At 57.3% G+C, this 13314-nt stretch carries 10 protein-coding genes; 2 read left to right on the forward strand and 8 right to left on the reverse strand.

Going from position 1 to position 13314, the window contains the following annotated elements:
- Both INR77_RS09325 and INR77_RS09330 read left to right on the forward strand, forming a co-directional pair.
- On the forward strand, positions 1 to 3627 hold the full coding sequence (locus INR77_RS09325) for an error-prone DNA polymerase (protein WP_223070805.1): 3627 nt from the start codon (positions 1 to 3) through the stop codon (positions 3625 to 3627).
- 9 nt (positions 3628 to 3636) lie between these two features.
- Positions 3637 to 4353, forward strand: coding sequence for an extensin family protein (locus tag INR77_RS09330; protein ID WP_223070806.1), 717 nt, complete (start codon positions 3637 to 3639; stop codon positions 4351 to 4353).
- A gap of 9 nt (positions 4354 to 4362) precedes the next feature.
- Here INR77_RS09330 and phoB read toward each other — a convergent pair whose 3' ends face one another.
- The 8 genes from phoB to INR77_RS09370 form a co-directional block, all read right to left on the reverse strand.
- Complete coding sequence (gene phoB / locus INR77_RS09335) at positions 4363 to 5052, reverse strand: phosphate regulon transcriptional regulator PhoB (RefSeq protein WP_223070807.1); 690 nt, start codon at positions 5050 to 5052, stop codon at positions 4363 to 4365.
- A gap of 121 nt (positions 5053 to 5173) precedes the next feature.
- Complete coding sequence (phoU, locus tag INR77_RS09340; protein ID WP_223070808.1) at positions 5174 to 5842, reverse strand: phosphate signaling complex protein PhoU; 669 nt, start codon at positions 5840 to 5842, stop codon at positions 5174 to 5176.
- Positions 5842 to 6588 (reverse strand): phosphate ABC transporter ATP-binding protein PstB, encoded by a 747-nt coding sequence (gene pstB / locus INR77_RS09345; protein ID WP_223073496.1) that lies wholly within the window; start codon positions 6586 to 6588, stop codon positions 5842 to 5844. Before pstB ends, phoU begins: the two co-directional genes overlap by 1 nt.
- 38 nt (positions 6589 to 6626) lie before the next feature.
- Entirely contained in the window at positions 6627 to 7904 is a 1278-nt protein-coding gene (gene pstA / locus INR77_RS09350; protein WP_223070809.1) for a phosphate ABC transporter permease PstA, read from the reverse strand.
- A complete protein-coding gene (pstC, locus tag INR77_RS09355; protein ID WP_255573716.1) occupies positions 7897 to 9255 on the reverse strand; it encodes a phosphate ABC transporter permease subunit PstC in 1359 nt (452 codons plus the stop codon). The genes pstA and pstC overlap by 8 nt, the downstream gene beginning before the upstream one ends.
- 45 nt (positions 9256 to 9300) lie before the next feature.
- Complete coding sequence (locus INR77_RS09360; RefSeq protein WP_223070810.1) at positions 9301 to 10347, reverse strand: substrate-binding domain-containing protein; 1047 nt, start codon at positions 10345 to 10347, stop codon at positions 9301 to 9303.
- A 114-nt stretch (positions 10348 to 10461) separates the two neighbouring features.
- Positions 10462 to 11856 carry an OprO/OprP family phosphate-selective porin gene (locus INR77_RS09365; protein ID WP_223070811.1) on the reverse strand — a complete coding sequence of 465 codons (1395 nt, stop codon included), beginning with the start codon at positions 11854 to 11856 and terminating at the stop codon, positions 10462 to 10464.
- Positions 11857 to 12018: 162 nt separating this feature from the next.
- On the reverse strand, positions 12019 to 13227 hold the full coding sequence (locus INR77_RS09370) for an ATP-binding protein (protein ID WP_223070812.1): 1209 nt from the start codon (positions 13225 to 13227) through the stop codon (positions 12019 to 12021).
- Between the last annotated feature and the right edge of the window lie 87 nt (positions 13228 to 13314).

Genomic DNA, 13314 nt, shown 5'->3' on the forward strand with positions numbered 1-13314 from the left:
ATGCCCGAAGCTCCGCTCACTCCTGACAAACGCACGCTGGAGCTTGATCCTGACCTGATCGAGCCGCCCCCCAAAGCGCCCTTTGTGGAGTTGGGGCTGGTGAGCTGTTTCAGCTTTCTTCGCGGCGCGTCTGATGCGGTGGACTTGGCCATGACAGCGCGCACTCTTGGCTATGACGCGCTGGGCATTGCTGATGTGAACAGCTTTGCTGGCGTTGTGCGGCTCCACACCGAGGCGAAAACGCTCAAACTGCGCCCCGTCATCGGCACCCGCATCGAAACGGTCGAGGGGCTTCATTTCCTCGCTTACCCAAAGAACCGTGCTGCCTATGGCCGCCTCTCGCGCCTGATTAGCCAAGGTCGGATGCAGACGCTCTCTGGCGAATGGCAGGAAAAGGGCGTGTGCGAAATCAGCCTTGCGATGCTCGCGGAGCATTCGGAAGGCGTGCAACTGATCCTGCTCCCGCCGGGTGACTTGGACGCCGCGTTCACCATCGAGGTGGAGAGCAATGTTATCCCGCTCAGGCCCGAAGATGGGATGGCGGAGATGGTGCAACTCAGCGCGCCTTTTCCCAAACTGCTACCCCATCTGACCGAGCAACTCCCCAGCCTCAGCCACTTGGCCGCCAGCTATCTCTATCGCGGCGATGATGTGGCGCGGATTGACCGTCTGGACGAGCTTGCCCGCGAGAATGGCCTGACCCTGCTCGCTACCAATGACGTCCACTACCATGCGCCTGCCCGCCGTCCTTTGCAGGACGTGATGACAGCAATTGCGCACAAGACCACTGTGGCGCAGGCAGGGCATCTCCTCCACGCCAATGCTGAGCGGCATTTGAAATCGCCCGAAGCCATGCTGCGCCTGTTCGAACGCTGGCCCCATGCGATTCACGCCGCGCGCGAGGTGGCGGACAATTGCGACTTTTCGCTTGAGGAACTCGCCTATGAGTACCCGGAGGAAATCTATCCCGATGGCATGAGCCCGCAGGAATATCTTGAGGTGGAAACATGGGCGGGGGCAGAGCGGCGCTATCCCGAAGGCGTGCCCGAGAGCGTCCACGATACGCTTGAGCGTGAACTTGCATTGATCGCCAAACTCGACCTTGCGCGCTATTTTCTCACCATCAAGGACATCGTCGATTTCGCCCGAAGCGTCGACCCGCCGATCCTGTGTCAGGGGAGGGGGTCTGCGGCGAACTCGGCCGTTTGCTATTGTCTTGAGATTACATCCGTCGACCCGGCTAAACACCAACTCCTTTTCGACCGCTTCATTTCCGAAGAACGCAAAGAGCCACCGGACATCGATGTCGATTTCGAGCATGAACGGCGCGAGGAGGTGATCCAGTATATCTACGCCAAATATGGCCGCGCGCGCGCCGGGCTCACCGCCACTGTCATTCATTATCGCCCGCGCATGGCGATCCGCGAGGTGGGCAAGGCGATGGGTCTGTCCGAAGATGTGACCGCGCGCCTTGCCAAAAGCGTTTGGGGCAGCTGGGGCCGCGAGATTAGTGAGAAACACGCAGGCGAGAGCGGTCTGGATGTGACCGATCCACACTTGAAGCGCGTGCTGGCGCTGACCGAGCAGATGATCGGAATGCCGCGCCATTTGTCGCAGCACGTGGGTGGATTTATCCTCACCGACGGACCGCTCACCGAAACCGTGCCGATTGGCAATGGCGCAATGCCTGATCGCAGTTTCATCGAGTGGGACAAGGACGATATAGAGGCGCTCGGTATCCTTAAGGTCGACGTGCTTGCGCTGGGGATGCTCACCTGCATCAAGAAATGCCTTGATCTGCTCACCGCGCACCATGACCGCACTTTGACGCTCGCCACTGTTCCGCGCGAAGATCCGGAAACCTACGCGATGCTGCGCAAGGGGGATTCGCTCGGTGTGTTTCAGGTCGAAAGCCGCGCGCAGATGAATATGCTCCCGCGCCTTCGTCCGCGCGAGTTTTACGATCTCGTGATCCAGGTCGCGATTGTACGCCCCGGCCCGATACAGGGCGATATGGTTCACCCGTACCTCAAACGCCGCCGGGGTGCAGAAGAGGTGGTGATCCCCAAACCTTCGCCAGCCCACGGTCCCCCCGATGAGCTTTCCAGCATCTTGGAGCGCACCTTGGGCGTGCCGATTTTCCAAGAGCAGGCGATGAAGATTGCTCTGGATGCGGCTAAATTCTCAAGTCTCGAAGCCAACCGTCTGCGCAAAGCCATGGCGACGTTCCGTTCGCGCGGCATGGTCGATGAGCTTCAGGACATGATGGTCGAACGCATGGTGACGCGCGGTTATGATCGCGAATTTGCCGAGCGGTGCTTCAACCAGATCAGGGGCTTTGGCGAATATGGCTTTCCCGAAAGCCACGCGGCGTCTTTTGCGCATCTGGTCTATGTTTCAAGCTGGCTCAAATGCCATTTTCCAGCGGCATTTGCGGCGGCTTTGCTGAACTCACAGCCGATGGGTTTTTACGCGCCCGCGCAGATTGTGAGGGATGCAAGGGAGCACGGGGTTGAGGTGCTGCCGGCGGATGTGAATGCGAGCCAATGGGATTGTACTTTGGAAGAAACGCAGGCCCACCCCGCTGCGACTAACGCCGACGGCGTCGACGCAAGTCTCACTGCCCCTCTCTCTTGCGGGAGGGGAGCCGAGCTTGGCAGCTTACTGCCTAGCGAAGCGGAGTGGGGAGGGCGCGATCAAGGCCGCCAAGACCGTCACGTCGACCTTCGCCTGGGGTTACGCCAGATTGATGGCCTGCCCGAACATATCGCCGCGCAATTGGTGGCAGAGCGCGCAGAAAACGGCCCTTACCGTGATGTGGCTGAGCTTCGCGAGCGTGCAGGGCTTTCCCCTGCGCATATCGAGAGGCTTGCGAGCGCGGATGCCTTCACCTCGCTTTGCCTTTCGCGCCGACAAGCCTTGTGGGATGCACGCAGCCTTATCGCTGGGCCTGATCTCCCCCTGTTCCGTGCAGCGCAGGAGCGTGACGAAGGGGCAGAGCGCGCGCCGACAAAGCTGCCCACAATGCCGCTTAGCGAAGAAGTGGTGAATGACTATCAGACCACGCGGTTGAGTCTTAAAGCGCACCCGATGGCGTTCCTGCGTCCAGCTTTGGCGGAACGCGGTTTCATAAGGGCCTGCGACCTTCGCAGCCGCAAATATCGCTCCATGGTGCAGGTGGCTGGCGTTGTGCTGATCCGCCAGCGACCGGGTAGTGCCAAGGGTGTTTGCTTTATCACGCTTGAAGATGAGACGGGGGTGGTGAACCTCGTGGTGTGGCCTGACCTTAAGGAAAAACAGCGTCAGGTTGTCATGGGCGCGCGGTTGATGGAGGTGCGTGGGCGGGTCGAATATGACGATGAGGTGATCCATGTGATCGCTCACAATATGGTCGATGCGAGCGACCAGCTTTATGCGCTTTCCGACGATATGTTATCAGCCCCTCTGGCGCGGGCGGATCATGTGAATACACCCCTTCAAGGTAGAAAAGCGTCAGCGACACGCGAAGCGATACAGCCGCGCGACATGATCGATCAGCTATCCCCGGTTAGTGGAACGGCCCATGGAACACCGGGCGGCCATCCGCGTAATCATAGGATCATCCCCAAGTCGCGCGACTTTCATTAAAGGCACCTCATGGCAGCGAAGAAAACCACTACGACGATGCAAGCGATGCGTCGCGTTCTTGTCCTGAGTGTCCTTGCGGCTCTTGGAATAGCAGGGTGGAACTGGCTTCAGGATCACCCTGAGCACAATCCCATGGCCCCACTCGATCTGCGCGATCCGATCGGCCTTGCAACCACGACAAAACTTGTCGCGCTTCGCGATGATGTGGATCAGTGCCGCGCGGTGCTTGAACGCAGCGATGTCGCATTCACCGCTTTGCCAGAGGTGGGGGAGGGGGCGTGCGCGCGCCCAGACCGCACGCAGCTCACCCAACTTCCACTAAGCCCCGGCAATCCCGCTACCACTTGCCCAGTTGCCGCCGCGCTGGAACTGTGGCGCACACGCACGGTCGAACCTGCCGCGCGCGAAATCTTTGGCAGCGACGTAGCGCGATTTGAGCATCTGGGTGTGTATAATTGCCGCCGGATACGCGGGTCTTCTGACAGGTGGAGCCAGCACGCCACCGGCAATGCGATTGATATCAGCGCGGTTGTGCTGGAGGATGGACGGCGGATCAGCCTTATCGCCGATTGGGACGGCGATGCGGACGAAGCGCGCTTCTTACGCGAGATCAGGGATGGCGCCTGCGATGTGTTCGCCGTGGTGCTGTCGCCTGATTATAACGCTGCCCACGCCGATCATTTCCACTTTGATCAGACTGGCAATTTTATGGGCGTGTGCCGCTAAGCCCTTCGATTAGGTGGTTTCAAGCGCGTATCCGGCAGAGCGGACCGTGCGAATGGGGTCTTTCACCCCTTCGATATCAATTGCCTTGCGGAGCCGACGGATGTGCACATCAACCGTGCGAAGCTCAATATCAGAGCCAGTGCCCCAAACCCCATCAAGCAATTGCCCACGGCTGAATACCCGGCCTGGGCTTTCCATAAAGAACTTCAACAGCCGGTATTCTGTCGGGCCAAGCTGAAGGTTCTGCCCCCGGCGTTGAACCTTGTGAGCTACGGGGTCGAGCTTGATGTCGCCAACCTCAATCGTCTCGCCTGCTAGCGCTGGACGAATGCGGCGCATGACCGCTGCGACACGGGCAAGCAGTTCACGCGGAGAAAATGGCTTGGTGAGATAATCATCTGCGCCCATTTCAAGCCCGCGCACACGGTCATCTTCGGCTTCGCGCGCGGTGAGCATGATAATCGGCACGTGCGCGGTCTGTTTGTCGCGGCGTAGCTGACGGCAGACTTCGATCCCGCTGGTGCCTTCAATCATCCAGTCGAGGATAATGAGGTCAGGAACCTCTTCGCGTGCAAGGATCAGCGCATCATCGCCATCCTTGGTGCAGCGCACCTGATAGCCCTCGTTTTGAAAGCGATATTCGAGAAGCTCAGAAAGGGCAGGATCATCTTCGACAAGAAGCAATTTCGCCGCAAACATCGCCAGATTCTCCTACACTGTAAGCGCGCACCCTAAGCGCCGCGTCACGCTCAATGTGTCAGTCAGGCTACAGTTTGATGAAACTGACCGCCCAAAGTTTTCCACCGGGTGGTCTTGAGCCCTACAGATCATCTTCTGGTGGATAGACACCCGTGGCGGCGAAGTGGACCATTTCCGCCACATTGGTGGCATGATCGCCAATCCGCTCAAGATTGCGAGCCACAAATAGCAATTGTGCAGCGCTGGAAATGGTCGCAGGGTTTTCGACCATGTGGCTGACAAGATTGCGGAAAATGCTGTTGTAAAAGGCATCGACTTTGGCATCGGTCGCAATCACCTCGCGAGCAAGGTCGGGGTCACGCGCTGCATATGCGGTGAGCACATCGTGCACCATTTCCGCGGCCACTTCCCCCATTGCAGGCAGCAAAGTGAGCGGCTCGAACCGGTCTTTGCCTTCGATCTCGCCTACGCGTTTCGCGATATTCTTGGAGTAATCGCCAATGCGTTCGACCACGCCAGCGATCTTGAGCGCGGCGATGACTTCGCGAAGATCGTCAGCCATGGGCGCACGAAGGGCGATGACTCGGATTGCAAGTTTGTCGACCTGCATTTCCAGCTCATCCAGCTTCTTGTCGCCTTTAACGACCTTCTTTGCGCGCTGCACATCGCCTGTCACAAGAGATGCGAGAGACTCCTCAATGGCCACCTCGGCAAGGCCGCCCATCTCACCGATAAGGCCGCGAAGGCGTGTGATGTCTTCGTCGAATGCTTTGACTGTATGTTCGTTCATTAGCCGTACCGCCCGGTGATATAGTCTTTGGTGCGCTGCTCTATCGGATTGGTGAAAATGTCAGTCGTGCGACCATATTCCACAATCTCCCCAAGGTGGAAGAACGCAGTTCTGTCCGAAACGCGCGCTGCCTGTTGCATGGAGTGGGTTACGATCACAATTGCATAGCGACCAGAGAGTTCAGCGATTAACTCTTCGATCTTCGCTGTTGCGATGGGGTCAAGTGCTGAGCATGGTTCATCCATAAGGATGACTTCAGGATCAACCGCGATGGCTCGCGCGATGCACAAACGCTGTTGCTGGCCACCAGAAAGCGCGGTGCCCGGATCGTCAAGGCGGTCCTTTACCTCTTCCCAAAGCCCGGCGCGGCGCAACGAATTTTCGACGATCTCGTCAAGATCGCTTTTTTGTTCGAAAATGCCGTGAATGCGCGGACCATAGGCGATGTTGTCGTAAATCGATTTGGGGAAGGGGTTGGGCTTCTGGAACACCATCCCGACGCGCGCGCGCAGTTGCACCACGTCCATGCTGGAGGCGTAAATGTCCTCCCCGTCCAGTTCAATCTGACCGGTCACACGGGCAGATGCAATGGTATCATTCATCCGGTTCAGCGCGCGCAGAAAGGTCGATTTGCCGCAGCCAGATGGTCCGATAAAGGCGGTCACATATTTGGCAGGGATGCCAATTGAAACGTCTTTGATCGCCTGTTTTTCACCATAATAAACCGAGACGTTCTCAGCGCTCATCTTGGCTTTGACTTCTTCGATGTTGGGATGAATTACAGTCACCAGCTTTTCTCGAATTTGTTGCGCAGATAGATGGCAAGGCCATTCATCAGCAGGAGGACGATCAGAAGAACGATAATAGCCGCACTTGTCCGCTCGACAAAGCCGCGGTCGATTTCATCAGACCAAAGGAAGATTTGTACCGGCAGTACAGTGGCGGCCGACGTGAACCCATCGGGCGCGCTTGCGACAAATGCCCGAAGGCCGATGAGGATCAGCGGCGCCGTCTCACCAAGCGCCCGGGCCATGCCGATAATGGTGCCGGTCAGCATCCCTGGCATGGCAAGCGGCAAAACATGGTGGAAGACCACCTGAACGGGCGATGCTCCCACAGCCAAGGCTCCGTCGCGAATTGATGGCGGAACCGCTTTGATGGCGTTTCGGCCCGAAATCACGATCACCGGCATAGTCATCAATGCCAAGGTAATACCGGCGATGATCGGCGTTGAACGAAGGTTGGGGAACAGGGTCATCAGGAAGAACAGGCCGAGCAGACCAAAGATGATCGAAGGAACCGCAGCAAGGTTGTTGATCGACACCTCAAGGAAGTCCGTCCAGCGATTCTTTGGCGCGTATTCCTCAAGGTAAAGCGCGGCCATAATCCCGATCGGGAAAGCGAGCACAAACGTCACCAGCATGGTCAGAACCGACCCTTTAAGTGCGCCCCATATCCCCGCCAATTGTGGGTCGGTTGCATCTGAACGTTCGAGGAAGCCGATATCGAGGTTCTTTTCCAGAACTCCTCTTTCAGCCAGATCGGTTGCAAGCGCCTGCATCTCGGCAGTGCCTTCGCCTGAATAGCCAGCGGAAAGGTCAGCCGAAGCGGGAAGCCACAATGTCTCTTCGCGGGTCAGAAGCGAAGGGTTAGCATGGATCATGCTCGCCACTTCGCGCCACGCTTCGCTGTTCAGCTGTTCAGCGCCCTCGGATCCAAAGCTGTCTCGCGCAGCGCCATAGACGACCGAGCGCAGTCCTTGATTGTCGAGCGCGCGCATTGCTTCGGGCGCTGTTGCACCCGCCTCTATCGGTTGCAGGCCGCTTTGCACAAAGTCGATTTCGACGGCCAGTTCGACACGCTGAAACCCGCCGATCCCGTTCATCAGCATATTGCCGAGCAGCAAGATCAGCACAACGACAGAGAACGAAATTGCGCCAAGTCCAAGCGCCTTGAAGCGCCGTTCCTGAGCATAACGCTGCTTCAAACGCTTCTCAAAGCGCTCTGTGCGGGCGGTGGCGAGTGGAGGCTCGCCAGCGGGAGGGGTGATAGCCTCACTCATAAGCTTCGCGATACCTTTTTACGACGCTCAAAGCGATGAAATTCAGGGCCAAAGTGACCAGAAATAGGATGAAACCAAGCGCAAATGCGCTGAGCGTGGCGGGGTGGTCAAAGCTGCCTTCGCCGGTAAGCATCGCGACGATTTGAACCGTGACAGTGGTCATGGAATCCAGAGGGTTGGCAGAAAGGTTAGCGGCGGTCGATGCCGCCATCACCACGATCATCGTCTCACCAATCGCGCGGCTGACGGCTAGCATGACGCCCCCGACGATGCCGGGCAGGGCAGCTGGCACTAGCACTTTCTTGATTGTTTCTGAGGTCGTTGCGCCCATCGCCAAGCTTCCATCGCGCATCGCTTGTGGCACGGCAGCGATGCTGTCGTCGGCCATGGATGAGACGAATGGAATGATCATCACGCCCATCACAAGGCCAGCGGCAAGCGCACTTTCCGAAGAGGCGTTAGCTACGCCAACTGCTATTGCCGCATCGCGGATCAGCGGGGCAACCGTGAGGGCTGCGAAATAGCCGTAAACCACTGTTGGCACACCGGCGAGCACTTCAAGCGCAGGTTTCGCAAATGCGCGAAAACGCGGGTGGGCGTATTGTGTCAGGTAAATTGCACTCATCATACCGAGCGGAATGGCAACAATCATGGCGATGATCGCACCGATCAGGATCGTGCCCCAAAACAGCGGGATAGCGCCATATCGGGTGGGATCGGGATTGTCCGGGTTCGCCATGGGGTCAGGCGACCAGAATGTTCCGAAGAGAAAATCGATGGGCGAGACCATTTCAAAGAAACGGAAGGTTTCGAAGATCAGACTGGCCAGAATACCAAAGGTACAAAAAACGGCGACAAGCGATGCAAGAATGAGCAGCGCCATAATAACACGCTCAACCCGTGTGCGCGCGCCAAAGTCGGGCTTGATCCGAAGGAAACTGTAAGCGCCCGCTGCACCTGCGATAATCAAGGTGAGAGCGATACCAATCCAGCGGTATTGCGCGATCGCATCGCTAAACGGTGCAACCATGGGAAGGGCATCGGGATTGGTCGTCGAAGCAGCAGCGCCGGTCGCGACCGCGCGTGCCTCGCGCAACGCATCCAGCCTCGCACTATCGAGCGCAGGAAGGCCATCGGCGGCGGGGCTTCCCAGAACGGATTGCAAGACAAGGCCCGGCGAAATCGCGTTCCAGACAAGCACAAAAATGATGGTTGGCACGAAGACCCAAAGGCCCACGTACCAACCGTGATAATTGGGAAGGCTGGAAAGCCGGCCGCCCGCATCAGCGCGAAGCGCCCATGCGCGGCTCCTCGCCGCTAACCATCCGGCAAGGGCAAGGCCCAAGACCAAAAGAAAAGAAGCAGCCAGCGTTCTATCCTAACTTCGAAAAGTGCCTTACTTCAGTTCCGACCCGTCAAGGGTCGTGTACTCGGTCGCGGCTGAGAGATTCGCAGCCATGACGTCGTCTGGCGATGCCACTAGTCCAATCGCAGCCAGAGGGCCACCGCGTTCCCACATTTTTGTCCACTCGGTAAGATATTCGGCAAGGCCGTTCACTTCACCAATGTGTGCCTTCTTGACGTAGACGAAAAGCGGACGCGCGCCCGGATAATCAAAGTTCGCGATGTTTTCGTAGGTTGGATCAACGCCGTTCATTGGAAGGCCCTGGACCTTATCGGCGTTTTCTTCGAGGTAAGAATACCCAAAGACACCAACGGCGTTCTCATTGCCTTCGATCTTTTGGACGATCAGATTGTCCTGCTCACCTTGGTCGACATAAAGACCATCTGCTCGCACTTCGGTGCACACCTGATCGTATTTGTCCTCATCTTCTTCCTTGAGGGCTTCCATCTCAGGGTTTGATTCGCAGCCAACTTCAAGGATGAGCTCTTTAAGAGCGTCGCGAGTGCCCGAAGTGGTGGGTGGACCGTAAACGAGGATGGGGAGGGCAGGAAGCGATGGATCGACATCGGCCCACGTCTTCGTGGTTTGCTCGCCCCCGTAAGGAGAAGCAGCCAGCGCCTCATACACGATCTTTGGCGTAAGGTTCAGCTCAATGCCGCCTTGTGCCGAAGCAAAAGCGATCCCGTCGAGGCCGACTTGCATTTCGATGACGTCGGTCACCCCGTTTTCCTGACATTCGGCAAATTCCGATGCCTTCATGCGGCGCGATGCGTTGGTGGCAGATGGCGTGTCGAGTCCAACGCCTGAGCAGAACAGCTTCATGCCGCCACCGGTGCCAGTCGATTCAATCACAACCGCTGGCAGTTCAGGGTTGGAGCGCGCAAGCGATTCCGAAACCGCTTTTGCAAATGGGAAGACGGTCGACGAACCGACTGAACGAATGGTTTCCTGAGTGCTGGTTTCGCCAAGCTCGTCGCCACAAGCGGCAAGAGCAAGGGTGGAAGAGGCCAGAAGAATGGCTGATTTTCCGAGTTTCATTATATTCACTCCTGATTGATTGGAGATGTCCAATAGGGATTGATGTTTCAGCTTCGCGACAGGGGGGGCACAATTTTTCAACAAATGCGAAACTTTGTGACCAACCTGTTACGCTTAAAAGTCAACTTGCGCGCGGGCCCCGAATACGTGGACGTTGTAAGATGTGTCGCCGCTTGCGGTCGGGAAGGCTGCATTGTCGTATGAAAGCAAGCCATAGTTGAACAAGATTCGGGTGTAGTCGGTGAAGGTCCAGATAAGCGATGCCTGAAGGCTTTCTTGTGTTCCGCCGATGATGCCTTCTGAATTCATGTCGAGGTGATCATAGCGCAGGTTCACCTGAACCGCACCAGTGCCACCTTCACCAACCGGCTTGTTCGGCTTAACCCGGTCAAATTCACCGACCTTATATCCACGGCTGTCGCCTTCAGTGAGGAAGTAGCCGGCCTCGATCGATCCGCCAAAGAAGCTTGGGCTTGCAAGCGCTCCGGGACGGTTCACGCTCTGGCGGAAACCTTCAACCGAGACGTGGAAAGGACCAGCAATCGCTGCTGCTTCAATGCCAAGACCAAGCTCGCTTGTGGCGGAGAACCGGTCGGTGTTGATAAAACGGTTATCAGTCCAGTGCACCAACGGACGCTGGCGGTAGCGGATTTCGCTGCCTTCGCCGAGCTTATTGTAGTGGACCGAACCGCCAAAGTGGAGCTGTGTCGACCCGGACTTGGGCGCATAGACGATCCGGCTGTCAAAGCTGGTATTGTCATTGGGCAGGTCTTCGCTGTTGTCGCTAAAGACGCCGCCCTGGATCATGAACTCGTCGGTCTTGTAGATCGCAGCGACACCGACGCGCCGTTCGAACGGAAGCACATCGGTCCATGCGGAGCGCTCAAGGAATGAGGTGTGAAGGCTGCTCGAAATCTCTTCAAGACCCCAGAACGGGTTGAACTGGCCAGCTTGAAGGGTCAGCTCGCCATCGGTGTAGGAGACGATCGCGTCTGTTAGGATCGTCTGGTTCTCTGCGAAATCGGCTTCAATCTTATAGCCAAAGCCGCCCGGGATTTTGCCCGATGCGCCAAGGCGGATGCGGCGCGCCTCGGCGTCGAACCCGCTGTCTGCGCCGGTCGAGCCGGGTGCACTTATATAGCCGGCATCGATATTGATGCGACCGCGCGGCTTAAATGTGAAGCCGCGGCTGTCTTTGACTTCTGGAGATGCTTTGAGCGTGACTTGCGGCACCGATTCAGCAGCCAGAGCTGCCTCTTGCGTTGAGCTAGCCGCCGTCTGAGCGACGCTTTGCTCTGCCATTGCGGTGTTCTGCGCGGTTTGAGCGGCTTCGGCGTTCTCGGCGAAATTGGTTTCAAGCTGCTGAATTCGTGCAGAAAGGCGCGCGAGCTCGGCTTTGAGCGCTTCGATTTCGGATCGGTTTGGGCTTGCGTCTTGTGCAATCGCCTGACCTGAGGTCGATGCGCACAGCGCCGCGAGGATGATCGCGACCCGACTTGGCCTTGTCATATTATAATTCCTCCGCAACGCCGGAGGATCCAGCGCGTCCGGCAGCGCGAATATGACCACAATATGACGTGAAAGAGACTCTAATGTTACAGTTCAATGACAACCGGGGAAACTGTTTATTCGAGAAAATTACGCGAGGACACAGCGCCCTTGAAAATGGGTTCACGCGTCAGGCCTTAATTGACCCGCTTGCGTGCTTTCAACCTGGGGCAGCCGTACGATAACTTTCGTTCCAACGCCTTCGGTGCTTTGAATATCGAGCCTCCCGCGGTGGCGTTCGACAATGTGTTTTACAATCGCAAGGCCAAGCCCGGTCCCGCCTGACGCGCGGCTGCGGCTTGGGTCGGTGCGATAAAACCGGCGGGTGAGGTGAGGGACGTGTTCAGAAGGGATGCCATCGCCTGTATCGCTCACTGTGATGCGCGCCTCGCCAAGCTGAGAGTGGTCAAGACGCACCCGGACATAGGTGCCCTCGCGTCCATATTTGAACGCATTATCGACCAGATTGCGCACCAACTGCTCAAGCTGTTGCTGATCGCCTTGGACGGTGGGCTGCTCGGCCAATTCAAATTCAAGCCAATCTGAGCGCTCAGACCCTGCTGCATCACGCGCAGCGCGCTCTACCAAAGAGGCAAGCTCAAGATTGGTTTCAGGCAAATCGTGTTTTTCGGCCTCTACCCGCGAAAGGCTCATCAAATCACTGATAAGCGCTTGCATGCGCTTCGCCTCGCGCTCGATCGTGCCTAGAAATTTCTGCGACATCGGAGTGTCGAAGTTTTCGCCGCTTTCGCTGAGCGTTTCGACATAGCCAATGATTGAGGCAAGCGGTGTGCGCAGCTCGTGACTGGCATTGGCGACAAAATCGGTGTGTGCGCGGCTTATATCGGCCTCGGCATTCTGATTGATAAGCTCAATCACTGCGAGATCTTCATCAATCACCTGACGATTGATGCGCCAAACATCCTGGCGCCGAACCAGTCCGCGCACGATGGCCTGTCCCCCCTTTTTCTTGCCAAGCAGTTTGATCGCAGCAGGCTGGCGAAAGACAACCCGCGCGTCCTGTCCGGGGATATGAGTGCCAAGCAGTTTTCGCGCGGAGCGATTGGCAATAGCAATATTGCCTTTTTCCGTGACAAGAACGGGGGTGGAGGAGTTTTCAACCAGCTCGCGCATGGAACTCATACTCAATCGCTTGTTGCGGATCGCGGTCTGATTTTCCGGAGGTGTGCTGGTGACAAGGAACAGCGATCCGACCCAAACCCCCAGCACCCCGAAAACGAGAACGAGATCAAGCCCAAGCACAGCCATAACGCCGCTCGTCAGAATTGCGAGCCATATGCCCGTCGTGGGAATCGTTCGGCGGCTGACCATCAGTTCGCTCTAGCGCGCGAAGGAACAAGGTCAAATGCGTAATGAGTTTGTCAAAAAGTCGAACGGCCAAACGAAAAACGGCCTCCC

Origin of the sequence: Erythrobacter sp. SCSIO 43205, from assembly GCF_019904235.1 — a bacterium.
In the GTDB taxonomy this organism is placed as follows: domain Bacteria; phylum Pseudomonadota; class Alphaproteobacteria; order Sphingomonadales; family Sphingomonadaceae; genus Erythrobacter.